The sequence below is a fragment of the Mesorhizobium sp. P3_A2 genome (genome assembly GCF_056403115.1).
On sequence record NZ_JBFUGC010000008.1, the window covers coordinates 70,544 to 97,216 of the forward strand.

The window sequence follows — 26,673 nt, forward strand, 5'->3', positions numbered from 1 at the left end:
CCTCCGCGCGGCTTTGATGTCGGGGATTTCCCGGCGGGCTTGGCCGTGGCCCGCTCGGTCGGTTTTCTCGGCGCGACGTTGGCCTTTGCATCGAGTTGGGCTGCCTTCGAGGCGCCTTTCGACACCGTGACCCGCTCGCCCTCGCTGTGGCCGATCGTGTCGCTCACCGGGCCGGCGAGATAGGAAGACGACGAGCCAGGTCCGTGCGCCGTGTCAGGCCCAATGTCCAGCTGCTCGATGACGTCTTCATCGCCGACTTCGGTCAGCACCGTCTCGACCTCCTCGTCGTCGACGCCGAGATAGGCGGCGATGACGCGCGGGTCGGTGCGCACCGATTGCGGGCTGCCGTCGGAAATCTTGCGGCCATATTCGAGCACCACGACATGGTCGGAAATCTGCATGACCACTGACATGTCGTGCTCGATCAGCAGGATCGAGGTGCTGCTCTTGATGTCCATCAGCAGCGAATTGAGCGCGGCCGATTCCTTCGGATTGAGGCCGGCCGCCGGCTCGTCGAGACACAGAAGCTCAGGCCCCGTGCACATGGCGCGCGCGATCTCGAGGCGCCGCTGCGCGCCATAGGGCAGGTCCCCGGCCGGATCGTCGGCGCGATCGACGAGATCGGCCTTCTCCAGCCAGTGCTTGGCAAGCTCCACCGATTCGGCCGAGGCCCTGCGGTAGCCGCCGATCCCGAACAGGCCCAGGATCGTATAGCCCGATGCCTTCATCAGCTTGTTGTGCTGGGCAACCAGGAGGTTCTCCAGCAGCGTCATGCCGGAGAACAGCCGGATGTTCTGGAAGGTACGCGCCACCTTGGCGCGCGCCGGGATCTCGTGGTTAGGCAGCCGTTCGAGCAGGAAACTCGAGCCGTCGGCACCGTTGAGCGTGATCATGCCTTCCGACGGCTTGTAGAAGCCGGTGATGCAGTTGAAGACGGTGGTCTTGCCGGCGCCGTTGGGTCCGATCAGCGCGGTGATCTCGCCGCGCTTGGCCTGGAAGGACAGGTCGCCGATGGCGACCAGGCCGCCGAACTTCATCGACAGATGCTCGACCTGGAGGATCGCGTCTTTCATGCCCGCATTGGCCTTCTGAATCGAACTCGCATTCATCAGCCGTGTCCTTCCTTGGTGAAGGAACTGGAGACCGCTCTTCGCTCCTTGAGGAAGGCTGTCGGTTCACGACTGCCGACGAAGCCGCGCGGCTTCCACAGCATGACGATAACCATGGCCATGCCGAACAGAAGCATGCGGTAAAGCTCCGGCGTGAAGTCCTTGCCGAAGACCTGCTTGAGGAAGTCGAGTTCGCGCAGCGCTTCGGTGCCGCCGATCATCACCATTGCGGCGACCGCAATGCCGACCAGCGAGCCCATGCCACCGAGCACGACGATGGCCAGGATGATCGCCGATTCCAGGAAGACGAAGGATTCAGGGCTGACGAAACCTTGCCGTGCGGCGAAGAACGCGCCGGCAAAACCGCCGAACATGGCGCCGGTGGCAAAGGCGGTGAGCTTGGTGGTGGTGGTGTTGATGCCAAGCGAGCGGCAGGCGATCTCGTCCTCGCGCAGCGCCTCCCAGGCGCGGCCGACAGGCATGCGCCTGAGCCTGATGGTGACGAAGGCGGTCAGCAGCGCCAGCGCCAGGATCAGATAGTAGAGGAAAATCTTGTAGTAGGCGCTCGACTGGGCGATGTGCAGCACTTTGCCGATATAGTTCGGGTCCGTCGAATTGAACGTCATCAGGCCGAAGAACGTGACCTTCGGGATACCGGAGATGCCGGCCGAGCCGTTGGTGACATCGCGCCAGTTAATCAGCACCAGGCGGATGATCTCGCCGAAGGCCAGAGTGACGATCGCCAGGTAGTCGCCACGCAGCCGGAGCACAGGAAAGCCGAGCATCACGCCCCAGAAGGCGGCCATGGCGCCGGCTGTCGGCAGCAGGATCCAGAACGACAGGCCGTAGTGAGAGCCGAGCAGCGCATAGGCATAGGCGCCGACCGCGTAGAAGGCGACGTAGCCGAGATCGAGCAGGCCGGCGAGGCCGACGACGATGTTCAGCCCCCAGGCTAGCATCACATAGATCAGGATCTGGATGCCGAAATTGTCGATCCACTTCAGCGAGCCCTGCAGCCCGCCGACGAACGACCACGACATCAGCGACAACACGCCAACGACCAGGATCGGATAGAGCACCAATGCGGTGACCCCGAGCTTGGTGAAATTGTCATGGATGTAGGCGCGGAAGTAAAAGATCACACAGGCCAGCGCATAGATGACGGCCAGCGCGCGCAGGAACTGCAGATAGCCGGCCAGACCATCGCCCACCAGCCCCGGCAAGGCGCCGCCGAACACAAACAGTATCGCTGCCAGCACGATGGCCCCGATGAAGGCCGGAAGCAGGAAGAAGCGCGACGCCACGCTGGCCGGCAACAGGCCGGTGGCGACATTGGCGATCTTCTGATTGGCCATGAAGGGCTGGCCATAGGCAATGTAGAAGAAGCGGCCAAGCATGGTCAGCACGACCACGGTGATGAGCAGCCACCAGCGCGTCACCAGGATCAGCTGGTTGCTGATGTTCTGGTCGGTCTTCAGGCCGATGAACAGAACGAACAGGCCCAGCGAGATGGCACCGGCATAGAGCGCCTCACGAAATGCGCGCTGCACGGGGGAGGCGACGGTGTCGCGCTCCGAGGATACGGTAACCGCCATTGTCTCAGACCTTTTCGACTTCTGGCCGGCCCAAAATGCCGGAAGGCAGGAAGATCAGCACGATCGCCAGGATGGAGAACGCCGCGACGTCCTTGTAGTCGATCGAGAAATACGCCGACCACATGCTTTCGATGAAGCCGATCAAAAGCCCGCCAAGCACGGCGCCCGGCAGAGACCCGATGCCGCCGAGAACGGCCGCGGTGAAGGCCTTGACCCCCGGCACGAAGCCGTCGGAGAAGGCGATGACGCCGTAATACATCAGGAACAGCGTGCCGGCGACGGCCGCAAGCGCTGCGCCCATGATGAAGGTGATCGAGATCGTACGATCGACATCGACGCCGAGAAGTGCGGCCATCTTGCGGTCCTGCTCACACGCCCGTTGCGCCCGGCCCAGTGAGGTCCTGTTGACCAGGTACCAGAACAAGGCGAGCAGCAGCGCCGTGACGATGACGATGATGATCTGCTTCAGCGACACGCTGATGCCGTTGATGTTGTAGACCTGGCTGACCATCGGCGGGATCGGCTTGTTGCGCGGACCCTGCGTCACCTGGATGAAGTTCGACAGCGCGATCGACATGCCGATGGCGGTGATCAGCGGCGCCAGCCGGAACGAACCGCGCAGCGGCCGGTAGGCCACCTTCTCGATCGTCCAGTTGTAGAGGCTGGTGAGCAGCATCGCCACGATCATCATGATCAGCAGCGCCAGGACGATCGGCACCGAATAGAACAAGGCGCCGAGGATGAGGAAAACGACGAGGGCGGCGAAGGCCCCGACCATGAAAATGTCGCCGTGGGCGAAGTTGATCATGCCGATGATGCCGTAGACCATCGTGTAGCCGATTGCGATCAGCCCATAGATCGATCCCAGCGTCAGCCCATTGATAAGCTGCTGGACAAAGTACTGCATGTGTACATGGCTCCCCTGGAATGTCGCCCATGCAGACGCATTCCTTTTCGTATTTCCCCTAGTCGTAAAGTTTCGAGCCCGGATTGCAACGTGATTTTTCAAACGTCGTGCGTGTTTTGCCGGCACGCCGTCCGATTGCCCGTTTTTTTGCTCCCGACCCCTGGACTATCGCGGACCCTATCATTGGCATAACGCAATGTCTTTGACGATTCAGCCGGACCATGCACCCCGTTTCGAAGAAATCGCCGTCAAAATTAGGTGATGAGACGATTCGTTGCGTTGCTGACAGGCTTCGTTTTTTAGCCACATTCCTTTCCGCAGAGGCAAGATTCTTGCTGCCTAGCCACAAAGCGTTGATCGAGTCGGCCGCGATGGCCGATAAAAGACCCTGTTGAACCCGAGCTTCCAGGCCCGGCCGCCGGACAAGGAAGCGACTGCCCGTCTGTGATCAGTAGGCGGATCCACCGTCCTCGCTCAGCGCATGCCGTTCCGTGCCTTTCAAGGGTGGATTGAAGACGCTGACCAGGATCATGTCGCCTGCGGCGTCGGCCCGCAGATAATGCTCGTCATGCTCATTGAGCACATAGATCGTACCCGGTTCGATGCGGTGCACCGCACCGGACATGTCCTCGACCTCGCCGGTGCCGGCGATGCAGTAGCAGGCCTCGAAATGCCGCCGATACTGAAGGCGCGATTCGCTGCCGGCGCGCACGACGGTGTGACAGACGGTGAAGCCCATGCCGTCCTGCTGGGTCAGCAGCCGGTGGCTGGTGCCATTGCCCCAATTCACGAAGAAGTCAGATTTTTCTACATCAGCCAATTGTCTGGTGAACATGTCGATTTCCCTGCGGATACCGGCCAAGGACTGGGAAGTTGCGGATGGATTGGTGATCCACGGCAGAGATGCCGCATGCCGGGCGGGCTTTCAAATGATTGCTTCTCACTGATCATGTTAGTAAATCTTACAGATGGACTACATTCCGCTGAATGCCATCCGCGCCTTTGAGGCTGCCTCGCGCCGCTTGAGCTTTTCCGCCGCCGCCGAAGAGCTGCATGTGACCCATCCGGCGATCAGCCACCAGATAAGGCGCCTTGAAGAGTGGCTGGGCGTGTCTCTCTTCCACCGCGACGCGCGCAAGGTAAGGCTGACCGATGCCGGCGTGACCCTGCAGGCGTCAGCGAGCGCTACCCTTGCCGAACTCGGCGCCACCTGCCGGCGCATCCGGCGCAATGCCGCGGCGGCGACGATTTCTGTCGGCTGCATCCCGTCCATCGCCAGCCGCTGGCTCGTGCCCCGCCTGCCAGCCTTCACCGCCAGTCACCCCGACATCGGCATGCGCGTCGCCTATGCCAAAGCCGAGGACAGGCTTGGCGACGGCGACAATGACGTGCTGATCACGCTCGGCGCCGATCCGACGCCCGGCGTCACAAGCCTGAAACTGTTTTCGCGCCTCAACCGCCCAGTGTGCAGCCCCTACTATCTGGCCGGCAGGGAGCATCTCAGGACACCTGCCGGGATCGCCGGCGCCGACCTGCTGCACGACGAGAACCGCCAGGGCTGGAGCGAGTGGTTTGCCGAGGCCGGACTGGCCAAGGTCGATGTCGGCAACGGACCGGTCTTCGCCGACTTCAATATTCTTGCCACCGCCGTCATCGCCGGCCACGGCGTGGCGCTGTGTCCGGTCGATGTTTTCCGTGACGAGTTGAAGCGCGGCGACCTCGTGGTCCTGTCCGACATATCGACGAACCGCGACAAGGCTTACTTCCTGACCATGGCGGCGAATGCCTCCCCCGCCGCACTCACCTTCGCCGACTGGTTCCGTCGTGAGGTTTCTGTCGGGCCGGATGATCAGCCGCCCAGCAACCTCACTTGACAACGAACCCATGCGCGAACGGATCGCGGTCGTCGATGAAGATGGTGTTCAGACCGGTCATCCGCGCCCAGCCGCCGATCGAAGGGATGATGGCCGGCTTGCCGGCAACGGTGACGTCCTTTTCGACCTTGCCCTTGAACAGCGAGCCGATGATCGATTCATGGACGAAGCTGTCGCCGGCCTTGAGCTTGCCCTTGGCATGAAGCTGCGCCATGCGCGCCGAGGTGCCTGTGCCGCAGGGTGAGCGGTCGATCGCCTTGTCGCCATAGAAGACGGCATTGCGCGCATCGGCGCCCGCCACCGTCGGCTTGCCCGTCCACAGCATGTGCGACAGCCGGTTGATCTCAGGATTTTCCGGATGCACGAACGAATACTTCTCGTTGAGCCGCTGCCGCACCACGGGGCTCCAGGCGATGAAATCGCCGGCGGAGTAATCAGCCATGTCGCGGTAATTCGCCTGCGGTTCGACGATGGCGTAGAAATTGCCGCCATAAGCGACATCGACGGTAATCTCGCCAAGCTGCGGACACTCCACCGTCAGCCCTTCCGCGTAAAGGAAGGACGGCACATTGGTGATACGCACCTCCTCGACATAGTCGCCGACCTGTTTGTATTCGGCGATGACCAGCCCGGCCGGCGTGTCGAGCCTGAGCACGCCCGGCGTTTTCGGCTTGATCAGCCCATGTTCGATCGCCATCGTCACCGTGCCGATCGTGCCGTGGCCGCACATCGGCAGGCAGCCCGATGTCTCGATGAACAGGATGGCGATGTCGCAATCCTCGCGCGTCGGCGGATAAAGGATCGAGCCCGACATCACGTCATGGCCGCGCGGCTCGAACATCAGCCCGGTGCGGATCCAGTCATACTCCGCCAGGAAATGCGCCCGCCGTTCCATCATCGTCGACCCCTCGAGCAAGGGACCGCCGCCTGCGACCAGCCGCACCGGATTGCCGCAAGTATGGCCGTCGATGCAGAAGAAGGATTTTTTGGCCATGATTTCCTCGAACTCAAAACCGTTGCGGGCCGAAGGGGGTAAGATCGATCGGCGAAGTCTGCCCGAGAACGAGATCGCGGATCAAGCGGCCGCTGGCCGCCGCCTGGGTCAGGCCGAGATGGCCATGGCCAAAGGCGTAGACAACGTTGGGCGCAGTGCGCGCCGTGCCGATGACCGGCAGCGAATCCGGCAGCGACGGACGATAGCCCATCCATTCGCGGCCGCCTGACGGGTCCAGCCCCGGCAGGAATTGTTTGGCTTTTTCCAGCATCGCCTTCGAGCGCGCAAAATTCGGCGGCCGGTCGAGTCCGCCCAACTCGACGGCGCCGCCGACGCGCAAGCCTGTGTCGAGCGGCGTGATGACGAAACCGTGGCCGGAGAAGATCAGCATCCGCTGCACGGCGAAGGCGGTCTTCGGCAATGTCGTGTTGTAGCCGCGCTCGGTCTCCAGCGGGATAATGTCGCCGAGGTTCTTGGCCAGCAGATGCGACCATGCGCCGGCAGCAACGACGAGGTGTCTCGCCTGTCTGGTCGTGCCGTCGGCCAGCGTCAGCGTCACGCCGGCATGATCGGCGGCGATGCGCTCGACGCGCGCTTTCTCGAAACGCGCGCCCAACCCTTCGGCATAGGCCCACACCGCCTTGCCGAGCAGTTTCGGGTCGGCAACCGTCTTCCATCCCGGCACGAACGTGCCCTTGATGAAGCGCGGCGACAGCCCAGGCTGCAGCCGCGCCAGTTCCTCGCCTTCGACATGGCGAAAGCCGATGCCGAAGCGCTCTCGCGCCGCCCAGCCCGACAGTCCGGCCTGGAACTCTGCCTCGCTTTCGTAAAGTTCCAGCGAACCATCCTCGTACAGCATCGGCCGCGTGCCGGACCGCTGGAGCAACCCCATCCATTCGGCCTCGGCGAGCCTCATCATGCCCGCCTGTGCCACAAGGCTCGCCTCATAATGCCGCGGCGCGCCAGCGCGCCAGAAGCGGAACAGCCATGGCAGGAGCTTCGGCAGATAGGCCGGTGGGATGCTGAGCGGTCCGAGCGGATCGGCAAGCCATTTCGGCAATTGCCGCATCATGCCCTTATGCGCCATCGGCAGCACGTCGGAAAAGGCAAAGGCGGCGGCATTGCCGGAGCTGGTTTCCTCGCAGATGCCGGTGCGGTCGAAGATGGTAACGCTGCGCCCCGCCTCAGCCAGCAGGGCTGCGGCGCAGATACCGACAATGCCGCCACCGACAATGGCGATGTCGATTGCAGCATCGCTATTCATGACCGCGCGCCATGCAAAATGGCCAATCTCGGTGATCCGAGCCAGCCCCCTCATCCGGCCCTTCGGGCCACCTTCTCCCCGAGGGGAGAAGAGTTCGCCAACGCCGGCGCGAGTCTCTTCTCCCCAACGAGGAGAAGGTGGCCGCGAAGCGGCCGGATGAGGGGGCCTGCAGCATTGACAATTCAGAACGTCGGCAGCTTCGGCCGTACCGCCAGCGCGTCCCTGACGATCTTCTCGACCGCCTTGCGGCGCTCGCCCGACAGCGGCTGGCGCGGCATGCGCACGCGGTCGTTGGTCTGGATGGCGAACACTTCGGCAAGCTTGATGTTCTGCACCAGATAGGTAGACACGTCGAGATCGAGCAGCGGCCGGAACCAGCGGTAGATCGAAAGCGCCTCCTCGCGGCGGCCCCGCTTCATCAGCTGGTAGATGGCGACGGTCTCGCGCGGGAAGGCGGTGACCAGACCTGCCACCCAGCCGATGGCGCCGACCGACAGCGCCTCGAAGGCGAGATTGTCGACGCCGGTGAAGAGGTCGTAGCGGTCGCCGAAGCGGTTGATGATCTCGGTCGAACGGCGGATATCGTCGGACGATTCCTTGATGGCGACGAAGCGCTTGTCGGCGGCCAATTCCTCCATCTGGTCGACGGTGACGTCGACGCGGTAGGCGAGCCGGTTGGAATAGATCATCACAGGCAGGTCGCCGGCCTGGGCGACGGCGCGCAAGGCGGCGACCGTCTCTTCCGGGTTGGTGTGATAGATCGGGCTCGGCACCACCATCAGCCCGTTGGCGCCTTCCTTGGCGGCGCGCTTGGCGATGCTTGCCGCCTCGCGGGTGCCGGCCTCGTTGACCGTCAGCAGCACCGGCTTGTTCCCGGCGACTTTCTGTGCCGTCTTCAGCACCTCGATCTTTTCGTCATGCGACAGCATCGGGCCTTCGCCGAGCGAGCCGCAGACGATGATGCCGTCGCAGCCGGCCTCCATCTGCAATGCAAAGCAGCGCTCCATCTCGGCATGATCGAGGCGGTCGTCGGCGGTGAATTTGGTCGTGACGGCGGGGAAAACTCCGGTCCACATAGCTGTCTCTCCATCTGATATATCAGCCATATATCTGCTGAGAAATCTGCTGTCAATGCGGAATCTGCTATGATATATCTAAAATATATCAGGAGCGAACCTTTGATATCCATTGATCCGGGAACGACACCCGAACCGGCTGCCGCCAAGGCCTACCGCGCGCTCGAGCATATGATCGTGACGCTGGAACTGGCGCCGGCGAGCTTTGTCACCGAGGGCGCCCTGATCGAAAGGCTCGGCCTCGGCCGCACGCCAGTGCGCGAGGCGATCCAGCGCCTGGCCTGGGAAGGCTTGCTCGACATAAGGCCACGCGCCGGCATCGCCATTGCCCCGCTGCACCCCGGCGACTGGCTGCGCGTGCTTGACGCGCGCCGCGGCGTCGAGGTGGTGCTGGCACGCTCAGCCGCCCGTTTCGTCACCCGCGAGGCCGCCGACATGTTTCACGATGCAGCACTTGCCATGCAGAAGGCGGTCATCTCGGGCAACGTGCTGGCCTTCATCCAGGCCGACAAGGCGCTCGACGAGGCGCTGGCGCAGGCTGCCGACAACCCGTTCGCGGCGCGGCTGGCCGCGCCCTTGCAGACCCACAGCCGCCGCTTCTGGTTCCGCTACAAGGCCGACACTGGCCTTGCCGAATCCGCCGAGCACCACGTCGCGCTGATCCGCTCGATCCTGGACGGCGACGAGGAAGCAGCCGCCAAGGACGCCGAGCGCCTGATGGCGCTGCTACGTGGCCATGCCGAGACGGCGGCGACGCGCTGAACGGGCGATCAGATCCCTTGCGCGGTGGCGATGGCGGTATTCTCCCATCCGTCACCGGTCGCGAAGATGCAGCTTCGACCCTTCACGTCGGTCACCAGCATCGACCAGGTCCCATTTGCCGCAACATAGATCTCGACAATGGCGGCCTCGCCGACCACACCGTAGCCGATCTGCTTTTGCTGAAAGGCCTGCGCCAGCCCCGCGACGAGGTCGCTGTGGCCACCGCAGATAAATTGCGCCTGCGCCGATGGCGTCGACAGCGCCAGCGCGGTGCCGATCGCGGCTATCCTGATCCATCGAAACGAAAATTTGTGTGCCATGGGCACCTCCTTCGCCTTGGCGTTCCGGCAAAGGGAGGCACATGGGGCAGCCTCAATATACCGAAACGTTCCAGGCCGGGTTCGACGTCTTCATCACGTCACTCCTTCTGGTTTTCCGGTCTGTCGTCAGGGAAATTTATCATTCCCTTGAATCGATATGGTGAGGCCCCGAACCGAAAACAAGCACCATTTCGGGGCTTGCGGCGCGTTGCAGGACAACGGTCGGCGTCAGACTTCCGCCGGTTCGCGAAGTGCTGCCCATTTCAGCAGGGCATCGAGCGCCGGGCACAGGGCCTGACCCCAGTCGGTCAGGCGATATTCGACCTTCGGCGGCACCTGGTGATGCACGATACGGCGCACGATGCCATCGGCCTCCATCTGTCGCAGCTGCTGGATCAGCATTTTTTGCGAGATTGCCGGGATCGCCCGTTCGAGGTCGGAGAAGCGCAGCACCTTGCCGCCGAACAGGTGAAACAGGATCACCAGTTTCCAGCGGCCTTCGAGGATGCGCAGCACATTCTCCACGCCGCTTGCCGCCGATGAGGGTGTCAGCGGCTCGTCCTTGCTTTCAGGCCCAACCTTACTTTCGGGTAAGTACCTTACCTTTTCGTCGGTTCTTGTCATTTCCGCAGCATATCTCACTTTAGGGACCGAGCAAGCACCGCCGACGTCGAACCGGTGGAGCGACAACCGGAACCGGAGACGAGATCCATGACCGTAAAACTTCCCCAGCCGCTGGCGGATTATTTTGCTGCTAAGAACCGGCACGACATCGACGCCATGCTCACCCCCTTCGCATCGGATGCGACGGTTCGCGACGAAGGCGAAGTCCATCAGGGGTCGGCCGCCATCCGCGACTGGATGGATGCAACCACACGCAAATACCGGGTGACGGTCGAGGTCGCCGACGCGACGGCCAATGGTCAGGCTTGGCGGGTCGCCGGCCTCGTCTCAGGCAATTTCCCCGGCAGCCCCGCTACGCTCCATTACAACTTCACGCTGGCGGGCGACCGGATCGCGCGGCTGGAGATCGGCGCATGACCATCGTCCAGAAATTTGCGGTCGACGCCCAGGAATTTGCCGGCAAGCGGGTTCTGGTCACTGGCGGCACCAAGGGTGCTGGCCTAGCCATCGTTCACCGGCTTACGGCGGCAGGTGCGGCCGTTCTGACGACCGCCCGCTCTGCTAGCCCTGGCGCGCCATCGACGCAGATGTTCGTGCAGGCCGATGTAAGCACCTTGGCAGGCACCGAGACAGTCGCCGCAAGTGTGTTGGAGCAGCTGGGTGGCATCGACATCGTCGTGCACAGCGTCGGTGGCTCGAAGAGCCCAGGGGGAGGATTTGCCGGACTGTCGGAGCAGGCCTGGCAAGATGAACTAAACCTCAACCTGCTGGCGGCGGTGCGGCTCGATCGCCTGCTTGTCCCGCATATGATCGAGCAAGGCTCCGGCGCCATCGTCCATATATCGTCGATCCAGCGCCGCCTGCCGCTGCACGAATCCACCATCGCCTATGCGGCGGCCAAGGCGGCCCTATCGACCTACAGCAAGGCGCTGTCCAAGGAGCTCGGGCCGAAAGGGATTCGCGTCAACACCGTGGCGCCGGGCTGGATCCACACCACCGCTTCAGAAGCCATGGTGAAGCGGCTGGCATCCCACTCGGGTTCGGACGAGGCAACCGCCCGCCAGGGCATCATGGATGCGCTGGGCGGCATCCCGATCGGCCGGCCGGCATGGCCGCAAGAGGTTGCGGAACTGGTGGCTTTCCTTGTCTCCGACCGCGCCTCGGCGATCCACGGCGCCGAATACGTCATCGACGGCGGCACGATTCCGACGGTGTGACGTCATGCAAAAAATCAGGGGCGCAACTAAGTTGCGCCCCTGATCGTGGAACAAGTACCAGACGTCAGTTCATCGTCGGGATGACGAATTCCGCGCCGTCCTTGATGCCGGACGGCCAGCGCGATGTCACCGTCTTGGTCTTGGTGTAGAAGCGGAACGCATCCGGGCCGTGCTGGTTGAGGTCGCCGAAGGACGACGCCTTCCAGCCGCCGAACGTGTAGTAGGCGATCGGAACCGGGATCGGCACGTTGATGCCGACCATGCCGACCTGGACACGGGAAGCGAAGTCGCGCGCGGCATCGCCGTCGCGGGTGAAGATGGCGACGCCATTGCCCATTTCGTGGTCGTTGGCGAGCTTGATGGCGTTCTCATAGGTCGGCGCGCGCACCACCGAGAGCACCGGACCAAAGATCTCTTCCTTGTAGATGCGCATGTCGGCGGTGACGTTGTCGAACAGGCAGCCGCCCATATAATAGCCGTCCTCGTAGCCCTGCATAGAGAAGCCGCGGCCGTCGACGACCAGCTTGGCGCCTTCCTTGACGCCAATGTCGACATAGCCCTTGACCCGCTCCAGAGCTTGGCGCGTCACCAGCGGGCCGAAATCAGCGGAGGAATCGGTCGACGGGCCGACCTTGAGGCTTTCGACACGCGGGACCAGCTTTTCCATCAGCCGGTTGGCGGTGTCGTTGCCGACAGGCACCGCCACCGAGATCGCCATGCAGCGCTCACCGGCCGAGCCGTAGCCGGCGCCGATCAGCGCATCGACCGTCTGGTCCATGTCGGCGTCGGGCATGATGATCATGTGGTTCTTGGCGCCGCCGAAGCACTGCACGCGTTTTCCCGCCGCCGTGCCGCGCGAATAGATGTAATGCGCGATCGGCGTCGAGCCGACAAAGCCGATGGCCTTGATGTCGGCATCGTCGAGGATGGCGTCGACGACATCCTTGTCGCCATTGACGACGTTGAGGATGCCGGCCGGCAGGCCGGCCTCGATGAACAGTTCGGCGATGCGCATCGGCACGCCCGGGTCACGCTCGGAAGGCTTCAGGATGAACGCGTTGCCGCAAGCGATTGCCGGCGCGATCTTCCACAGCGGGATCATAGCCGGGAAATTGAACGGCGTGATGCCGGCAACAACGCCGAGCGGCTGGCGCATCGAATAGACGTCAATGCCGGGGCCGGCGCCGTCGGTGAACTCGCCCTTCATCATGTGCGGCGCGCCGATGCAGACCTCGACCACTTCGAGGCCGCGCTGGATGTCGCCCTTGGCGTCGGCGATGGTCTTGCCATGCTCGCGCGCCAGTATGTCGGCCAGCTCGTCATAGTCCCTGGCCACCAGTTCGAGGAACTTCATCAAGACGCGCACGCGCCGCTGCGGGTTGGTGGCGGCCCATTTCGGCTGCGCTTCCTTGGCGTTCTCGACCGCCGCGCGCAGTTCCGCCGGCGAAGCCAGCGCCACCGTACCGCGCACCGTGCCGTCCATCGGCTGCATCACGTCCTGCTTACGCCCGCTAGTCCCGGCGACATGCTTGCCGCCGATGAAATGACCGTATTCGATCATGGTTTCTCTCCCTGAGTTTGTGATGACGCATTCAACGCCTTTGCCGGCGCGAAGGCAACGCGAGGGAGAACGCAACCGTTGTGCAGGAATTAGACAACGGCGACCCGGTGTGCATTAATTGCCGCAAATGACAGCGCGTGCCTATCTTTGCAGGACTTCTCAAAGTTGAGCTTCGTCACACCCCCCTCTGTCCTGCCGGACATCTCCCCCTCAAGGGGGGAGATTGAGCTCTCATGGCTGCTTTCGCCAATATTCAACGTCGCAGAAAGAAAGCTGCCGACGAAGCTGCCGATCTCCACCCTTGAGGGGGAGATGTCCGGCAGGACAGAGGCGGGGTGTGAAGGATCGCAGCGCCGGTCATTGTCATCAAGGCCGTCCCCATGAACTGGGATGACGTCCGCATCTTTCTCGCCGTGGCCCGCGCGGGTCAGATCCTTGGCGCTGCCAAACGGCTGGAGCTCAACCACGCCACGGTCTCGCGCCGCATCGCCGCGCTCGAGGATGCGCTCAGGACGAAACTCTTTCGCCGGCTTACCACCGGCAGCGAACTGACGCCGGCCGGCGAGCGCTTCCTCGACATTGCCGAGCGCATGGAGAGCGACATGATTGCCGCGCGCTCCACTGTGTCAGGCGAAGGCGACGACATCTCGGGCACGGTGCGCATCGGCGCGCCCGACGGATTCGGCGTCGCCTTCCTCGCCACGCGTCTCGGTGCGCTGACGGCGCTGCACCGCGAACTGACCATCCAGTTGGTGCCGGTGCCGCGTTCCTTCTCGCTGTCGCGGCGCGAGGCCGACATCGCCATCACCGTCGAGCGGCCGAGCGAAGGCAGGCTGGTGGCGGGAAAGCTGGTCGACTATACGCTCGGCCTGTTTGCATCTCGCGGCTATGTCGAGGCGCATGGCCTGCCGCGGACATCAGCGGAACTAAGCCAGCATACATTGATCGGCTATGTGCCGGACCTCATCGTCAGCCCATCGCTCGACTATGCCGCCGAGTTCAGCCCGGACTGGCGCACCAGCTTTGCCATTTCCTCGGCCCTCGGCCAGGCCGAGGCGGTGCGCTCCGGTGCCGGCATTGGCATCCTGCACACCTTCGTCGCCCGCTCGATGCCGGAGCTGATCCCCGTCGACATCGTGGCTCCGATCCGCCGCGCCTACTGGCTGGTCTATCATGAATCGGTCAGGCCGCTGCGCCGTGTCCAGATCGTCGCCAACTTCATCACCAAGGCGGTGGAACGCGAACGCGGGCTGTTCGTGTAGGCTGCGCCTTATGAGGACAACCACGCGCTGGAGACCTATTTCGTCGAGCTGATCGACACCGCAAGCACCATATCGAGATCGTCAATCCCTACCTCAATCTGACACCGGAGCTCAGACTGGCCATCGAGCGGGCTCTGGCCCGCGGCGTCAGGATCGACATTGTCGGCCGCATCGACCTCAAGGGCGACATTGGCGGCAAGTTGCTGACCGCGCTCAACAAGCTGTTCGTCGCGAAATATGGCGACCGCATCAACATCCGCGAATTCAAGGCACCCGAGGTCGTGCTGCATTCCAAGATCATGATGATCGACGAAAGGCTGGTGACGATCTCGTCGGTCAACCTCAACAACCGCAGCTTCTTCCACGACCTGGAGAACGGCATGATGGTGCTCGACCCCGCCTTCTACGCCAGAATGAAACCGGTCTATGACGACTATGTCGCCCATTCGAACCCGGTCCCGACCAAGGTGACGATCACGTGGGCCTACCGGTGGCTGTTTTCGAAGGGCTGGGTGAAGGAGGCGTTCTGATCCCTACCGCAAATACCGCTCCGGCCCCAACTCGCGCACGTCGATGTCGGGCACTTTGCTGGAGATGATGTCGGACAGCACCTTGGCCGAGCCGCAGGCCATGGTCCAGCCAAGCGTGCCGTGGCCGGTGTTGAGATAGAGGTTGGAAAACTCGGTGCGGCCGACCAGCGGCGGCCCATCCGGCGTCATCGGCCGCAGTCCGCACCAGAACGACGCGGCCTTGAGGTCGCCGCCATCCGGGAACAGATCGCCGACCGAATGTTCAAGCGTGCGCCGGCGCGATTCATGCAGCCTGAGGTCGAAGCCGGAAATCTCCGCCGTGCCGCCGACGCGGATGCGGTCGCCGAGCCTGGTGATCGCCACCTTGTAGGTTTCGTCCATCACCGTCGATACCGGTGCAGCCGCCGCGTCCTTGATCGGCACGGTGATCGAGTAACCCTTGACCGGATAGACCGGGATCGGACGCCTGAGCAGTCGCATGAAGCGCGCCGAATAGCTGCCCAACGCCAGCACATAGGCGTCGGCCGCGCGCGAGCGCTGGTCGGTGCCGAAGCTGACGATGCGATTGCGGTTTTTGGTGAAGCGCCTGATCTGCGTGCCGTATTCGAAGGTGACGCCGCGCGCCACGCAGAGCTCGGCCAATCTGTCGGTGAACATCTTGCAGTCGCCGGTCTCGTCGCCGGGCAGCCTGAGGCCGCCCACGAACTTTTCCCGCACGCCGGCCAGCGCCGGCTCGGCCGCGACGCAGCCATCGGGATCGAGCAACTCGTAGGGCACGCCGTATTTCTTCAGGACCTCGACATCGCCGCCGGTACCGTCGAGCTGCTTTTGCGTACGAAACAGCTGCAGCGTGCCTTTGGTGCGCTCGTCATAAGCGATGCCGGTCGCCTCGCGCAGTGCCTTCAGCGTGTCGCGGCTGTATTCGGCGAGCGGCACCATGCGCGCCTTGTTGATGGCATAGCGATCGGCCGTGCAGTTGCGCAGCATCTTGAGCAGCCACGTCCACATGTAAGGATCGAAGGCCGGTCGCACCACAAGCGGACCATGCTTCATCAACAGCCATTTGATCGCCTTCAGCGGAATGCCGGGACCGGCCCAGGGCGAGGCATAGCCGGGCGACACCTCGCCGGCATTGGCGAAGCTGGTTTCCAGCGCCGGCCCCTTCTGGCGATCGAACACCGTGACCTCGTGGCCGGCCTCGGCGAGGTAGTAGGCTGTGGTGACCCCGATAACGCCGCCGCCCAACACGAAGATCTTCATCGCATCACTCTCCACGACGACATCTTATCCGAGCCTGAAGCCGTCGCCTCCTGTCTGCCGGATTTTGCCGCGTCCGCCAAGGGGCGGCGTGTCGCGCTTCTATTCGTTGATGTAGCGGCGATGAAAGCGGGGGCCGAGGCTGGTCAGGATTTCATAGCCGATCGTGCCGGCATGGCCGGCCGCCTCATCAACGCCCTGCGATGGCCCGAGCAACTCGACAAGGTCGCCCTCGCGCAAGCGGTCGGCCGGCAGCGCCGAGATGTCGAGGATGATCGAATCCATCGACACGCGTCCGACAAAGGGCAGCCTGACACCTTCGAACCAGGCGGCCGATGCGGCGCGCCGGTGCCAGCCATCGGCGTAGCCGAGCGAGATCGTCGCCACACGCAAAGGACCGCTGGCCAGAAAGGCATGGCCGTAGCCGACGCCCACACCCTTTTCGATGCTGCGCGTCTGGATGATCTTTGCCTCGAGCCGCACCACCGGCAGCATCGGGTTCGCCTCGCTTGGCGTCGGGTTGATGCCGTAGAGCGCAGCACCTGGGCGGGCGAGGTCGTACCGATAGCGCGGCCCGAGAAAGATTCCAGAGGAATTGTCGAGCGACGCCGGCGCCTTGGGCAGCATTTTGCGCAACCGTTCGAATTCCCCGAGTTGCGCATCATTGGCTGCATTGGTGGGTTCGTCGGCCCGGGCCAGATGGCTCATGACCAGGACAACGTCAACGCCGGCGAAGGCATCGGCGGCAAGCGCCTCGACCTCCGACGGCGCCATCCCCAGCCGTGACATGCCACTATCGACCTGGATGGCCGCCTTGAACTTGCGGCCAGCCTTCTGGCCGGCCTCGCTCCATGCCTTCAGTTGCCCGGCGCTGTTGATGACCGGAACAAGATCCGCCGCAACCGCTTCCGGCTCCGATCCCGGCGGCAAGCCGTTCAGCACATGGATCTGCGGCCGTGGCCCGAGTGCGTCGCGCAGCGCCACACCCTCAGTGAGATGCGCGACAAAGAAGATGTCGCAGCCTTCGGCAACCAGCGCGGCCGCCACTTGCCGCGCGCCGAGCCCGTAGCCGTCGGCCTTGACGACGCCGGCGCAGCGCACGCCACCAAGCTTCGCCTTCAGCCGGCGGTAGTTCTCCCTGACCGCGCCGAGATCGATGGTCAGGATGGCGCCGGCCGCTGCTTCGCTGACGCCGGTCACGACTTTCGGCCTGGACGTTGCGGAAGCCTGATTCATGCCGGGTCCATTCGGTTGCTCGTCAATCTTTAGGGCCGGCCTCGCCATGCCGCAACCATCAGCCGAGCACCCAAGCGCACACCACGAGAAGATATCGATGGGAATAGCCGTTGATTTATACTATCGTTTCTCATGGGGCACTTGAGTAACGGTGGGGGATACTATGGCGTTCAAATCTGATGAAGCGCATAGAACGAAGCTCTCAGGCGCTGGTATCAAAATAAAAAACTTCTTCGAGAAGCTCATTGAGTGGGTCCAGAGTTATTCGCCAACCGTCTTGATTATTGTCGGGTTTGTCCTGGCGGTGACCACTTTCTGGAAGGTCGACGCGAAGGATCCGAAGGAGTTCGGGGCGATCGTCAAACTCCTGGGAATTGCCGTGGTGGGCATTTTGTTGCCCCGGTTGATTACGCTCAAGTTCGGCGGCGCCGAAATCGGCCTGTCCGGCGACAATGGCAAAGCCATCAGCGAAAGCATGCTCGCTTTCGAGAAAAAAATCAGCGATCTCCGCGAGGAGATCAGCCACATCAAAAAATGCTCAACGATCGCCGAGGCCGGCCCGATGGAGGAGGCTCCGGCGGTTGCAAGCGAGGCTCCGAGGACCCCGCCCAAACTACCGCCGCCAACAAATGGCAGCGATACCCAAAAGGGTCGCTTTGGAGGGCAGAGCAGCGTAGGCGGCTACGTCCTGTCCGCGAGCTTCCCGTCCAAACACAATGGCGGCGATCTGGTTCGGGTCAGGCTTCAAGTCCAGTGCAAGGACAAAAATCTTACGGCTCCGGTCCGCTTCTACATCGACGAGACGTTTCCCAAGAACGAATTCTCGATACGCCCCAACAGCGAAGGCGTTGCCGTTCTCGACCTGATGGTATGGGGAGGCTTTACCGTTGGTGCATGGCCCGAGGAAACATCCGACACTCTGCTTGAGTTGGACCTTGCAGAAATCGCCAAGGCGCCTCCTGTGATCAAATCACGATGAAGGCGATAAGTGACGGAATGCCGCCACCACATCCTCATAGACCTTGCGCTTGAACGGCACGATCAAGTCGGGCAGGTCCTGCATCGGCCGCCAGGCCCATTCATCGAATTCGGCGGTATGGCCGCCGGGCGGCGGATTGATCTGGATCTCGCTGGTCTCGCCGTGAAAGCGGTAGGCGAACCATTTCTGCGTCTGGCCGCGATAACGCCCCTTGAAGGCGATGCCGACCAGATCGGCCGGCAGATCGTAGTTGATCCAGTGCGGCGCCTCGGCCAGCAGCGTGACCGAGCGCATGCCGGTCTCCTCATAGAGCTCGCGCCCGGCCGCCTGCAGCGGCTCCTCGCCCTTGTCGATGCCGCCTTGCGGCATCTGCCAGAGCTGCTTCGTGCCGGCAAATTCGCTGTCCGGCTCGGCGATGCGATGGCCGACCCAGACCAGCCCGTCGGCATTGAGGATCATCAGTCCGACGCAGGGGCGGTAGGGCAGCGTCTCGGGATCGATCTTTTTAGCCATCAGTCAGGTCCAGCCGTTTCGGGAGTTCGCGCTAATTTTTTTCCGGGTCGGTGGCCACCGCCGAGATCGGCACGATCTCGATGCCGCGCTTTTTCGCCTCGAGCACCCACGCCGCAACCGTGTCGACGGTGAGGTCGAAGGCCGAGCCGATGCCGACGGCGGAGCCCTTGGCGCGCGCTGTGGCTTCCAGCGCGTCGAGCTTTTTCAGGATGGCGCCGCGATCCTGCACGGCATCGATCGCCATATCGCCGGCGACAAACGGCACGCCGTCCTTCAAGGCGAGATCGGGCGCCAAGCTCCGCGCGGACGAGCCGTCATCGATATAGGCAAGGCCGCGCTTGCCGAGCTCGGCCATGAACGGTCCCATCGCCGTCGCGTCGGCGGAAAAGCGCGCCCCCATATAGTTCATGACACCGGTATAATTGGTGGTCCGCGACAGCGCCCAACGCAGGCTCTTCAGGTTGTCGTCCGGGCTCGCCGCCACCGTCAGCGTGTTACGGCCGGGATTGACGTTGGGAAAGTCGAACGGTTCGAGCGGCACCTGCATGACGACCTCATGCCCGCTCTGCCGTGCGGCCTGCATCCAGCGGCCGATGCTGTTGCCTTGCGGCGCAAAGGCCAAAGTCACTTCTGCCGGAAGCTTGGCGATCGCCGCCTGCGTGCCGGTCTGCGACACGGCAAGCCCACCGATGACAATCGCCACGCGGGCGCCGCGCGACCCGGACCACGGCCGCGCATAGACGTCGAACGGCCGCCTGCCGTCGGCGGCACGTACCGGCAGCGGGCCGGTGTCGCTGGCCTCGATCAGCGCCTTATCAGGAATATGCGCGATCTTCAGATTCTGACCGATCGTCGACGGGTCATGAATGACGATCGCCGCATTCGCTGGACCGTCGCCCTCCTGGGTCTGCATATGAATGATCTGCGGCCCGGCAGCCTTGGGCGGCGCTTCCGCCTTCGGCGCGGCGGGCGCGGCGGTCGGTGCCGCCGCGGCAGGCTCCGCCGCCGTCACCTTCGGCGTCGAGACCGCCGCCTGTTCGGGCTTGCGGAACGGCTTTTCGCGCAGCGCGATCGCGCCGGAGATGCCTAGCGCGGCCAGGACGACCAGCGTCGTCGCGACAGTACGGGCGCTCAACCCGCGCGACGCAGCGCGCGGCCGGACGGTCTGTCCGAGCGGGCGTTCTATGTCCTTGCCGATGTCAGCCAAGCCGTATCCCCGGGCGCATGATCAGCGATACCTTTTCGCCATGCGCAGATCCAAAACTGACGGCGCGTCCTCGGCGCCTTTTGAGGCCCCGCTCTCCAGCCACTGCCTCCGAATCAAACTGCCGGAACCTTGCGGTCCCGGCAGCATTGCATTGCTTCGATCAGGCAGCCAGATGCATGTCGCTCAAAAGTGGTCCCGGTTTTGGGACATCGACATGCATCCAAACAAAGAGTCCCGCCGGTCGACTTACTGGTTGAGCACGGCCTTCTCCGGATTCGGCGGGAACGCCGGATCGGTCTTCTGGCCGCGCAGCAGCTGTTCGGCGTAGATCAGTTGCAGATCGTCCTTAGGATCCGGCGGCACATAGGCAGCCGAGCCCGAACCGGTATCGCTCTCGTCGGCGCCCTTGATGTGACCCTTGAGGTCCGATTCGCCGCGCGTCAGGTCCCTGCCTTGCAGTTCGGGGGGCAGCGGCTGGTCGACCTTGATGTCGGGCGTGATGCCCTTGCCCTGGATCGACTTGCCCGACGGCGTGTAATAGAGCGCCGTCGTCAGGCGCAGCGCGCCGTTCTCGCCAAGCGGGATGATGGTCTGCACCGAGCCCTTGCCGAAGGACTGCGTACCGACCACGGTGGCGCGGCGCAGGTCCTGCAGCGCGCCGGCAACGATTTCCGAAGCACTGGCCGAACCGCCATTGACCAGCACGATCAGCGGCTTGGCGCCGATGTCGTCGCCTGCCTTGGCGTCGAAGCGGGTGACATCCTTCGGGTCGCGGCCGCGGGTCGAGACAATCTCGCCACGGTCGAGGAAGGCGTCGGACACGCTCACCGCCTGGTCGAGCAGGCCGCCCGGGTTGAGGCGCAGATCGAGCACATAGCCCTTGAGCTTGTCGTTCGGCACCTGCTTCTTGATGGTGTCGATGGCGTTCTCGAGGTCGTCATAGGTCTTTTCGGTGAAGGAGGTGATCTTCATGTAGCCGATGTCGTTCTCGACCCGGAACTTGACCGCCTTGACCTTGATGATGTCGCGCACGACGGTCAGCTCGATCGGCTTGTCGGCGCCCTGGCGCAGGATGGTGAGCTTGATCGGCGTGTTGACCAGGCCGCGCATCTTCTCGACCGCGTCGTTCAGCGTCAGGCCGCGAACCTCTTCGCCGTCGATCTTGGCGATATAGTCGCCGGCCAGCACGCCTGCCTTGGCGGCCGGGGTGTCGTCGATCGGCGTGATCACCTTCACCAGGTCGTTCTCCATGGTGACCTCGATGCCGAGGCCGCCGAACTCACCCTTGGTCTGCACGCGCATGTCCTGCGCCTGCTCGGCATTCATGTAGGAGGAGTGCGGATCGAGTGAGGCGAGCATGCCGTTGATGGCGTTTTCCACCAGCGACTTGTCATCCGGCGGCGTCACATACTGCGCCCGCACGCGCTCGAAAATGTCGCCGAAGATCGCCAGTTGCTTGTAGGTTTCGGAGCCTGCAGCGTTCGCCGTCGAGCCGGGCGCGCCATAGACCAGGCTCATCGCTGACGCGCCCATCAGCGCACCGGCAATAAGAAGCGACAGTTTCCGCATCATTTCACGTCCTTCCAGAGAAGCGGTCCGCCCACCATGGGGTCGGATCGACGGGTTTTCCATCCTTGCGGAACTCGACGTAGAGTTCCGGCGTGGCATTTCCATTCTTCGAGGCCGAGGTGCTTGCCACCCGGGCCTCTCCCATCGCGCCGACCGGCTCTCCTGCGAGCACCGACTGGCCAGACGCGACGCTGATTCTGCTCATCCCCGCCAGGACGACATGATAGCCGTCTCCTGCATTGAGGATCAAGAGTTGACCATAGGAGCGAAAAGGCCCCGCATAAAGCACATTTCCGTCCGCCGGTGCCGTGACGATGGCTCCCGATTGTGTCGCAACCATGTCACCAAGCATCACCGCGCCGTTACCGTCATCGGCCCCGAAACGGCGCTTGATCTTGCCGGTGACCGGCAGTGCGACCTGGCCTTGAAGGGCCGAAAACGGCGCCGAGGCGGTGAGGCGGTTGCCTTCCGGCACTGGCAGAGAGGCAAGCTCTGTCGACGCAGTGGTATCCGCGTCCGGCTTGTCGCCGTCAGCCGCCTTCTGCTCGCCTGCCTTAACTGCATCCGCCGCCTTACGGCTCTTGTCGGCCTCGAGCGAGGCGATCAGTTCCTTCAGACTGCCGGCCTTGGCCGCAAGCGCTTGGGAGCGCTGCTTTTCCGCCACCATCGCGGTCCAGGTGTCGGCCTCGAGCTTCTGCTTGGCTTCGAGCAGCATGGAGAGCCGCTTCTTTTCCGCCGTCTGCTCGCCGACCGCCGCCGTCAGCCGCGTCCGCTCGGCCTCGATCGAGGCCGTCACCCGCGTCTGCTCCTTGAGATCGGCCAGCAATTTGTCGGTCTGCTGGCGCAGTTCCGGCACCACGGCGCCGAGCAGGATGGCGCTGCGCACCGACGACAGCGCGTCTTCCGGCTTGACCAGGATCGCCGGCGGCGGATTGAGCCCCATGCGCTGCAGCGCGCCCAGCACTTCAGCCAGCACGTCGCGTCGCGCCGCCAGTGAGACGCGGATTTTCTGTTCCTCGCCCTTCAGCCCTTCCAGCCTGGCGCCGATATCCTCGATGTCCTGGCCGAGCTTCTGCTCGGTCATCGCCGACTGGATCAGCGCCGCGGTGATCGAGGCATGGTCCTTCTTGACCGCCGCAATGTCGGCGGCAAGCTTGGCCAGCCGTTCGGACGACAGCGTGATCTCGGCCGACACCTTCTCATATTCGGCCCGGCTCTGATCGGGGTCGGGCGCGATATCGAGTGTGCTCTGCGCCCGCGCAAGCCCTAGCGATAGCAACAGCGCCGCGACAGCGATGCCGCAGCGCGCGCGCCCGTAGCCCGTTCCTGATTTCCCGTTGTCAGCCATTGAAGCCCGACTCTATGCGTGGCTTCGTTAACGAACCATCAACCATGATCGAAACCGAAGCCTAGCATAAGACAGCCGTGCATTGGGGCGGAAATCGGTATGACGGTGATAGCGTCCACCGGTTTACGACCGATGGTACGGATGGCCCGAGAGAATTGTCGCCGCGCGATAAAGCTGCTCGCCCAGCATGACGCGCACCAGCTGGTGCGGCCAGGTTGCCGCGCCGAACGACAGCACCAGATCGGCTTGATCGCGCAGCGGCTGGTCGTGTCCGTCGGCGCCGCCAATGGCGATGACCAGCGCCTTGCGGCCGCCATCGCGCAGCTGGCCGATGCGGCTGGCGAAATCGTCTGAAGACAAGTTTTTGCCGCGTTCGTCGAGCAGGAACAACGCCGTGCCCGGCTGTAGCTGCGCCTGCAGCTTCTGGCCTTCCTCGCGGCGGCGCTCATTGGCGTTCTGGGCGCGTCCCTCGGCAATCTCGGTGACACCGGAGAATTCGAGCCCGATCGCCGGGCCGCTCTTGGCGAAACGCTCGAAATAGCGGTCGGCGAGTTCTCTCTCGGGGCCGGTCTTCATCCGGCCCACGGCATGAACGAATACTTTCATCGCGCCTCTATAAGCCGCGCGAGCGGCTTAGTGGAGGGTCTCTTCCTCGAGATCCGGCGCCTGCCACATCTTTTCAAGATTGTAGAATTCGCGGACTTCGGGGCGGAAGACATGGACGATGATATCGCCTGAATCGATCAGGACCCAGTCGGCGCCGGACAACCCCTCGACGCGCGCCATGCCGAGGCCGGCATCCTTGAGCGCCTTGAGGAGATGGTCGGCGACAGCCGAGACATGACGGTGCGATCGACCCGACGCGACGACCATATAGTCGCCGAGGCTCGATTTCCCCTGAATGTCGATTGAGACAATATTTTCGGCCTTGGAGTCTTCCAGACTGGCAAGGACTGTCTTGATGGCACGGGATACGGCGTCGTCTACGCTGATCCTGGCCGGCGAAGGCACGATGTCGGCCTTCTTCCGCAGTGCTGTTCTCAGTGTATTTCCTTTCGCAGCAAGAACAACCAAATCACCCATGAAAATCAGGTGACACCCCATAGATAGGCAGAGTTCGGTTGCAGTTTCAAGACGCAGGCTCTGCCAGCGCGAACGTGGCGCCCACCTTGCGGTTCCGCCGGGCTTCAAAAAAATCGGAACCCATGGCGTCCGCAGGGGTTATCGACCCATCGCCCAACCGGATTCTCCCGATGCCCATCGACCCCCAAAACACGCTTCTCACCGTGCAGGCCGGCCTTGCGCAACTGAGCACCCTGATCGTTTCCTATTCTTTCTCCGCCATCGGCGCCGTCATCCTGCTGGTTGTCGGCTACCTCGTTGCTGGTCTCGCCGAACGCTCGATTTCAGCTGGGCTCGGCCATATCCATGGCTTCGACGCGACGCTGCGGCATTTCTTCTCCAAGATCGTGCGCTACGCCGTCCTGATCCTGGTCGTCATCATGGTGCTCGGCCAGTTCGGCGTGCAGACGGCCTCGATCATTGCCGCGATCGGCGCCATAGGCCTTGCCATAGGCCTGGCGCTGCAAGGCACGCTGCAGAACATCGCCGCCGGCATCATGCTCCTGGCGCTCAGGCCATTCCGCATCGGCGAATATGTCGAGGTCGGGCCGATAGCTGGCACGATCGAGGAGATCGGCCTGTTTGCCACCAGACTGCGCACGACGGACGGCGTCTACGTGCTGGCGCCCAATTCGACCCTGTGGAACCAGCCGGTTCGCAATTTTACCCGCAACGGCGTGCGCCGCACCGACATCACGATGAGCATCGGCTCATGGAACGACATCGACCTGGCGCAAAAGACGATGCTGGGCGTCGCTGGCAGCGAGCGCCGCATCAAACGCGAGCCGGTGCCGATCGCTTTCGTCGCCACCGTGGGCGACGCCAGTGTCGCCATCACCTTGCGCTACTGGACGTCAGCGGCGGATTTCTTCGCCACCCAGATCGATCTCACCAAACGCGTCAAGCAGGCGTTCGATGCCGAAGCCATCTCGGTTCCGGCGCCGCCGCCGGAGGCCCGGCAGGAGGCTTCCGCCACCCGACAGTAGGTTTGTGGAACCGGTCTAGCGCTGCTCTTCAGGGGCGAAAGCGAGGTCCACCGGCAACGGCGCCTGTGCCGACATTGGCGCGAAACTGCCGGTCTCCGTGGCGGGCACGGCGCGCGTCGTCGCCACCCGCCACAGCACGAACAGGCAGAAGCCCGTGGCGATGACGATCGCCACATAGATGAAGGCCTGCGTTCCATAGACAGCCGACAGCGCCGTCACGATGCCCGGCACGATGAAACCAGACAGCGACCAGGCAAACAGCAGCGAACTCGACAACGCCACCATGTCGTCCTTGCCGGCGCGGTCGGCGGCATGCGCGCTGGCCAGCGAATAGATCGATTCCGACGCGCCGTCCCAGATCACGTAGATCACCACCAGCACCGCCAGCGCGCCGCCGTCGAAGCCGATGGCGAGCAGGCCGGCGACGATGGCGAGTGCTGCAGCGCCGGCCAGCACGTAGCGGCGGTCGGTGCGGTCGGAGATCCAACCGAGCGGGATCTGCAGAATCAGCGTGCCGACCGGCATGGCCGACAGCAGCAGCGCCACATCGGCCTGGCTGTAGCCCTTGGCCGTGGCGTGGATCGGCGCGAAGCCCGAAATCGCCATCGACAGGCCGCCGACGGCCAACATGCCGGCCACGCCGACCGGTGAGATTCGCCAGGCGCGCCCAAGCGCCACCGAGGCCGCGCGAGGTGGTGGCGGTTGAGCTAGACGGGTCATCCCCACCGGCAGGATCGACACCGCGGTGAAGGCAATGCCGATCAGCGGCGCCTGCGCCGACGCGATGTCGACCGCCGCAAGCAGGGCATAGCCAACGCCGAGCCCGGCGACATAGGCGACGTAAAACACCGCCATCACCCGGCCGCGAATGGCGTTGGCTACAGCATCGTTGAGCCAGCTCTGGGCAACGATGAACAGACCGCATATGGCAAAGCCGTAAAGCGCGCGCGCCGCGATCCACAGCAGCGGAAAGGTGCCGGCGCCGATGGCGGCGTTGGAGAGCGCAATCAGCGCCGACAGCACCATGAACGCGCGGGCGTGCCCGACCCTTCTGACGAGAGGTCCTGTCAAGATGCAGCCGGCAAGGCCACCGGCCGACAGGCCGGTGATGATCAACCCGGCCCATGTCGGATCGAAATGCTCCACACCGAGCCGGACCGGGATATAGGCAAACATCAACCCATTGCCGACCGCAATCAGCGCCATCGACACGACGACACTGGCAATGGCGATCACCGGCGCCGGCGGGGCGCCATGGTCCGGGTCGATGTGGGTCCTTGCGAACGTGGCCATATCCGCAGAGCATCGCCTACGCGGCAACGAAAGGCCGCCGCAAAAGCGACATCGGCAGGTCTTCCCTT

The 26,673-nt window shown here is 63.5% G+C and carries 26 protein-coding genes and 1 pseudogene; 8 read left to right on the top strand and 19 right to left on the bottom strand.

The genetic code is table 11. The features are described from left to right. Nucleotides 1–2 precede the first annotated feature (2 nt). The 4 genes and pseudogenes from AC1DXM_RS19085 to AC1DXM_RS19100 form a co-directional block, all read right to left on the bottom strand. A pseudogene (locus AC1DXM_RS19085) lies at nt 3–1,109 on the bottom strand (ABC transporter ATP-binding protein); the annotation flags it as partial. Continuing rightward, nucleotides 1,109–2,704 carry a high-affinity branched-chain amino acid ABC transporter permease LivM gene (gene livM, locus AC1DXM_RS19090; RefSeq protein WP_477235167.1) on the bottom strand — a complete coding sequence of 532 codons (1,596 nt, stop codon included), beginning with the start codon at nt 2,702–2,704 and terminating at the stop codon, nt 1,109–1,111. The pseudogene AC1DXM_RS19085 and the gene livM, both read right to left, overlap by 1 nt. A 4-nt stretch (nt 2,705–2,708) precedes the next feature. Then, complete coding sequence (locus AC1DXM_RS19095) at nt 2,709–3,611, bottom strand: branched-chain amino acid ABC transporter permease (protein ID WP_352556727.1); 903 nt, start codon at nt 3,609–3,611, stop codon at nt 2,709–2,711. 448 nt (nt 3,612–4,059) lie between these two features. Next, a complete protein-coding gene (locus AC1DXM_RS19100) occupies nt 4,060–4,446 on the bottom strand; it encodes an ectoine synthase (protein WP_477235170.1) in 387 nt (128 codons plus the stop codon). 133 nt (nt 4,447–4,579) lie between these two features. On the opposite strand from AC1DXM_RS19100, the gene AC1DXM_RS19105 reads away from it, so the two are divergent. Then, entirely contained in the window at nt 4,580–5,485 is a 906-nt protein-coding gene (locus tag AC1DXM_RS19105; RefSeq protein WP_477235172.1) for a LysR substrate-binding domain-containing protein, read from the top strand. Here the strand turns inward: AC1DXM_RS19105 and AC1DXM_RS19110 are convergent. The 3 genes from AC1DXM_RS19110 to AC1DXM_RS19120 all read right to left on the bottom strand — a co-directional run bounded on the left by AC1DXM_RS19110 (nt 5,478) and on the right by AC1DXM_RS19120 (nt 8,819). Continuing rightward, entirely contained in the window at nt 5,478–6,479 is a 1,002-nt protein-coding gene (locus AC1DXM_RS19110; protein ID WP_112559714.1) for a 4-hydroxyproline epimerase, read from the bottom strand. The two genes, AC1DXM_RS19105 and AC1DXM_RS19110, sit on opposite strands and share 8 nt — an antisense overlap. A gap of 13 nt (nt 6,480–6,492) precedes the next feature. After that, nucleotides 6,493–7,743 carry an NAD(P)/FAD-dependent oxidoreductase gene (locus AC1DXM_RS19115; protein ID WP_477235174.1) on the bottom strand — a complete coding sequence of 417 codons (1,251 nt, stop codon included), beginning with the start codon at nt 7,741–7,743 and terminating at the stop codon, nt 6,493–6,495. A 182-nt stretch (nt 7,744–7,925) separates the two neighbouring features. Further along, nucleotides 7,926–8,819 (bottom strand): dihydrodipicolinate synthase family protein, encoded by an 894-nt coding sequence (locus AC1DXM_RS19120; protein ID WP_477235176.1) that lies wholly within the window; start codon nt 8,817–8,819, stop codon nt 7,926–7,928. A 69-nt stretch (nt 8,820–8,888) separates the two neighbouring features. Here AC1DXM_RS19120 and AC1DXM_RS19125 point away from each other — a divergent pair, with 69 nt between their 5' ends. Next, nucleotides 8,889–9,581 (top strand): GntR family transcriptional regulator, encoded by a 693-nt coding sequence (locus AC1DXM_RS19125; RefSeq protein ID WP_477235178.1) that lies wholly within the window; start codon nt 8,889–8,891, stop codon nt 9,579–9,581. Nucleotides 9,582–9,589: 8 nt separating this feature from the next. Here AC1DXM_RS19125 and AC1DXM_RS19130 read toward each other — a convergent pair whose 3' ends face one another. Then, a complete protein-coding gene (locus AC1DXM_RS19130) occupies nt 9,590–9,901 on the bottom strand; it encodes a hypothetical protein (protein WP_477235180.1) in 312 nt (103 codons plus the stop codon). Between the two features lie 228 nt (nt 9,902–10,129). Beyond that, nucleotides 10,130–10,453: a winged helix-turn-helix transcriptional regulator gene (locus AC1DXM_RS19135; RefSeq protein ID WP_477235617.1), complete on the bottom strand. Its 324-nt coding sequence runs from the start codon at nt 10,451–10,453 to the stop codon at nt 10,130–10,132. Between the two features lie 159 nt (nt 10,454–10,612). Here AC1DXM_RS19135 and AC1DXM_RS19140 point away from each other — a divergent pair, with 159 nt between their 5' ends. Together AC1DXM_RS19140 and AC1DXM_RS19145 are read left to right on the top strand one after the other, a co-directional pair. Further along, on the top strand, nt 10,613–10,942 hold the full coding sequence (locus AC1DXM_RS19140; RefSeq protein WP_477235182.1) for a nuclear transport factor 2 family protein: 330 nt from the start codon (nt 10,613–10,615) through the stop codon (nt 10,940–10,942). Then, nucleotides 10,939–11,742 (top strand): SDR family oxidoreductase, encoded by an 804-nt coding sequence (locus AC1DXM_RS19145; protein ID WP_477235184.1) that lies wholly within the window; start codon nt 10,939–10,941, stop codon nt 11,740–11,742. Before AC1DXM_RS19140 ends, AC1DXM_RS19145 begins: the two co-directional genes overlap by 4 nt. 64 nt (nt 11,743–11,806) lie before the next feature. On the opposite strand, the gene AC1DXM_RS19150 is transcribed toward AC1DXM_RS19145, so the two are convergent. Then, nucleotides 11,807–13,303: a CoA-acylating methylmalonate-semialdehyde dehydrogenase gene (locus tag AC1DXM_RS19150; RefSeq protein WP_436261839.1), complete on the bottom strand. Its 1,497-nt coding sequence runs from the start codon at nt 13,301–13,303 to the stop codon at nt 11,807–11,809. Nucleotides 13,304–13,683: 380 nt separating this feature from the next. Here AC1DXM_RS19150 and AC1DXM_RS19155 point away from each other — a divergent pair, with 380 nt between their 5' ends. Both AC1DXM_RS19155 and AC1DXM_RS19160 read left to right on the top strand, forming a co-directional pair. Beyond that, nucleotides 13,684–14,565, top strand: coding sequence for a LysR family transcriptional regulator (locus AC1DXM_RS19155; RefSeq protein ID WP_477235186.1), 882 nt, complete (start codon nt 13,684–13,686; stop codon nt 14,563–14,565). Between the two features lie 122 nt (nt 14,566–14,687). Beyond that, the gene (locus AC1DXM_RS19160; protein WP_477235619.1) at nt 14,688–15,095 is read left to right on the top strand and encodes a phospholipase D-like domain-containing protein; all 408 of its coding nucleotides are present in this window, start codon (nt 14,688–14,690) and stop codon (nt 15,093–15,095) included. 3 nt (nt 15,096–15,098) lie between these two features. Here AC1DXM_RS19160 and AC1DXM_RS19165 read toward each other — a convergent pair whose 3' ends face one another. Both AC1DXM_RS19165 and alr read right to left on the bottom strand, forming a co-directional pair. After that, nucleotides 15,099–16,355 (bottom strand): D-amino acid dehydrogenase, encoded by a 1,257-nt coding sequence (locus AC1DXM_RS19165; RefSeq protein ID WP_477235188.1) that lies wholly within the window; start codon nt 16,353–16,355, stop codon nt 15,099–15,101. 99 nt (nt 16,356–16,454) lie between these two features. After that, complete coding sequence (gene alr, locus AC1DXM_RS19170) at nt 16,455–17,588, bottom strand: alanine racemase (protein ID WP_477235190.1); 1,134 nt, start codon at nt 17,586–17,588, stop codon at nt 16,455–16,457. Nucleotides 17,589–17,751: 163 nt separating this feature from the next. On the opposite strand from alr, the gene AC1DXM_RS19175 reads away from it, so the two are divergent. Then, nucleotides 17,752–18,567, top strand: a complete 816-nt coding sequence (locus tag AC1DXM_RS19175) for a pYEATS domain-containing protein (RefSeq protein WP_477235192.1) — start codon at nt 17,752–17,754, stop codon at nt 18,565–18,567. On the opposite strand, the gene AC1DXM_RS19180 is transcribed toward AC1DXM_RS19175, so the two are convergent. The 6 genes from AC1DXM_RS19180 to rsfS form a co-directional block, all read right to left on the bottom strand. Beyond that, a complete protein-coding gene (locus AC1DXM_RS19180; RefSeq protein ID WP_477235194.1) occupies nt 18,559–19,080 on the bottom strand; it encodes an RNA pyrophosphohydrolase in 522 nt (173 codons plus the stop codon). The two genes, AC1DXM_RS19175 and AC1DXM_RS19180, sit on opposite strands and share 9 nt — an antisense overlap. A gap of 31 nt (nt 19,081–19,111) precedes the next feature. After that, nucleotides 19,112–20,287 carry a divergent polysaccharide deacetylase family protein gene (locus tag AC1DXM_RS19185; RefSeq protein WP_477235196.1) on the bottom strand — a complete coding sequence of 392 codons (1,176 nt, stop codon included), beginning with the start codon at nt 20,285–20,287 and terminating at the stop codon, nt 19,112–19,114. A gap of 246 nt (nt 20,288–20,533) precedes the next feature. Continuing rightward, complete coding sequence (locus AC1DXM_RS19190) at nt 20,534–21,859, bottom strand: S41 family peptidase (protein WP_192252503.1); 1,326 nt, start codon at nt 21,857–21,859, stop codon at nt 20,534–20,536. 1 nt (nt 21,860) lies between these two features. Next, nucleotides 21,861–23,204: a murein hydrolase activator EnvC family protein gene (locus tag AC1DXM_RS19195; protein ID WP_477235198.1), complete on the bottom strand. Its 1,344-nt coding sequence runs from the start codon at nt 23,202–23,204 to the stop codon at nt 21,861–21,863. A 123-nt stretch (nt 23,205–23,327) separates the two neighbouring features. After that, complete coding sequence (gene rlmH, locus AC1DXM_RS19200; protein ID WP_477235200.1) at nt 23,328–23,810, bottom strand: 23S rRNA (pseudouridine(1915)-N(3))-methyltransferase RlmH; 483 nt, start codon at nt 23,808–23,810, stop codon at nt 23,328–23,330. 27 nt (nt 23,811–23,837) lie between these two features. Continuing rightward, complete coding sequence (gene rsfS / locus AC1DXM_RS19205) at nt 23,838–24,215, bottom strand: ribosome silencing factor (RefSeq protein WP_112559829.1); 378 nt, start codon at nt 24,213–24,215, stop codon at nt 23,838–23,840. A 242-nt stretch (nt 24,216–24,457) separates the two neighbouring features. Between rsfS and AC1DXM_RS19210 the strand changes: the two genes are divergently transcribed. Next, entirely contained in the window at nt 24,458–25,312 is an 855-nt protein-coding gene (locus AC1DXM_RS19210) for a mechanosensitive ion channel family protein (RefSeq protein WP_477235202.1), read from the top strand. A 15-nt stretch (nt 25,313–25,327) separates the two neighbouring features. On the opposite strand, the gene AC1DXM_RS19215 is transcribed toward AC1DXM_RS19210, so the two are convergent. Beyond that, complete coding sequence (locus tag AC1DXM_RS19215) at nt 25,328–26,605, bottom strand: MFS transporter (protein WP_477235204.1); 1,278 nt, start codon at nt 26,603–26,605, stop codon at nt 25,328–25,330. Between the last annotated feature and the right edge of the window lie 68 nt (nt 26,606–26,673).

What these genes read in the sequence shown, in the direction of transcription:
- livM (WP_477235167.1), bottom strand. Translation starts at nt 2,704, where the DNA reads ATGGCGGTTACCGTATCCTCGGAGCGCGACACCGTCGCCTCCCCCGTG.
- AC1DXM_RS19095 (WP_352556727.1), bottom strand. Translation starts at nt 3,611, where the DNA reads ATGCAGTACTTTGTCCAGCAGCTTATCAATGGGCTGACGCTGGGATCG.
- AC1DXM_RS19100 (WP_477235170.1), bottom strand. Translation starts at nt 4,446, where the DNA reads ATGTTCACCAGACAATTGGCTGATGTAGAAAAATCTGACTTCTTCGTG.
- AC1DXM_RS19105 (WP_477235172.1), top strand. Translation starts at nt 4,580, where the DNA reads ATGGACTACATTCCGCTGAATGCCATCCGCGCCTTTGAGGCTGCCTCG.
- AC1DXM_RS19110 (WP_112559714.1), bottom strand. Translation starts at nt 6,479, where the DNA reads ATGGCCAAAAAATCCTTCTTCTGCATCGACGGCCATACTTGCGGCAAT.
- AC1DXM_RS19115 (WP_477235174.1), bottom strand. Translation starts at nt 7,743, where the DNA reads ATGAATAGCGATGCTGCAATCGACATCGCCATTGTCGGTGGCGGCATT.
- AC1DXM_RS19120 (WP_477235176.1), bottom strand. Translation starts at nt 8,819, where the DNA reads ATGTGGACCGGAGTTTTCCCCGCCGTCACGACCAAATTCACCGCCGAC.
- AC1DXM_RS19125 (WP_477235178.1), top strand. Translation starts at nt 8,889, where the DNA reads ATGATATATCTAAAATATATCAGGAGCGAACCTTTGATATCCATTGAT.
- AC1DXM_RS19130 (WP_477235180.1), bottom strand. Translation starts at nt 9,901, where the DNA reads ATGGCACACAAATTTTCGTTTCGATGGATCAGGATAGCCGCGATCGGC.
- AC1DXM_RS19140 (WP_477235182.1), top strand. Translation starts at nt 10,613, where the DNA reads ATGACCGTAAAACTTCCCCAGCCGCTGGCGGATTATTTTGCTGCTAAG.
- AC1DXM_RS19145 (WP_477235184.1), top strand. Translation starts at nt 10,939, where the DNA reads ATGACCATCGTCCAGAAATTTGCGGTCGACGCCCAGGAATTTGCCGGC.
- AC1DXM_RS19150 (WP_436261839.1), bottom strand. Translation starts at nt 13,303, where the DNA reads ATGATCGAATACGGTCATTTCATCGGCGGCAAGCATGTCGCCGGGACT.
- AC1DXM_RS19155 (WP_477235186.1), top strand. Translation starts at nt 13,684, where the DNA reads ATGAACTGGGATGACGTCCGCATCTTTCTCGCCGTGGCCCGCGCGGGT.
- AC1DXM_RS19165 (WP_477235188.1), bottom strand. Translation starts at nt 16,355, where the DNA reads ATGAAGATCTTCGTGTTGGGCGGCGGCGTTATCGGGGTCACCACAGCC.
- alr (WP_477235190.1), bottom strand. Translation starts at nt 17,588, where the DNA reads ATGAATCAGGCTTCCGCAACGTCCAGGCCGAAAGTCGTGACCGGCGTC.
- AC1DXM_RS19175 (WP_477235192.1), top strand. Translation starts at nt 17,752, where the DNA reads ATGGCGTTCAAATCTGATGAAGCGCATAGAACGAAGCTCTCAGGCGCT.
- AC1DXM_RS19180 (WP_477235194.1), bottom strand. Translation starts at nt 19,080, where the DNA reads ATGGCTAAAAAGATCGATCCCGAGACGCTGCCCTACCGCCCCTGCGTC.
- AC1DXM_RS19190 (WP_192252503.1), bottom strand. Translation starts at nt 21,859, where the DNA reads ATGATGCGGAAACTGTCGCTTCTTATTGCCGGTGCGCTGATGGGCGCG.
- AC1DXM_RS19195 (WP_477235198.1), bottom strand. Translation starts at nt 23,204, where the DNA reads ATGGCTGACAACGGGAAATCAGGAACGGGCTACGGGCGCGCGCGCTGC.
- rlmH (WP_477235200.1), bottom strand. Translation starts at nt 23,810, where the DNA reads ATGAAAGTATTCGTTCATGCCGTGGGCCGGATGAAGACCGGCCCCGAG.
- AC1DXM_RS19210 (WP_477235202.1), top strand. Translation starts at nt 24,458, where the DNA reads ATGCCCATCGACCCCCAAAACACGCTTCTCACCGTGCAGGCCGGCCTT.
- AC1DXM_RS19215 (WP_477235204.1), bottom strand. Translation starts at nt 26,605, where the DNA reads ATGGCCACGTTCGCAAGGACCCACATCGACCCGGACCATGGCGCCCCG.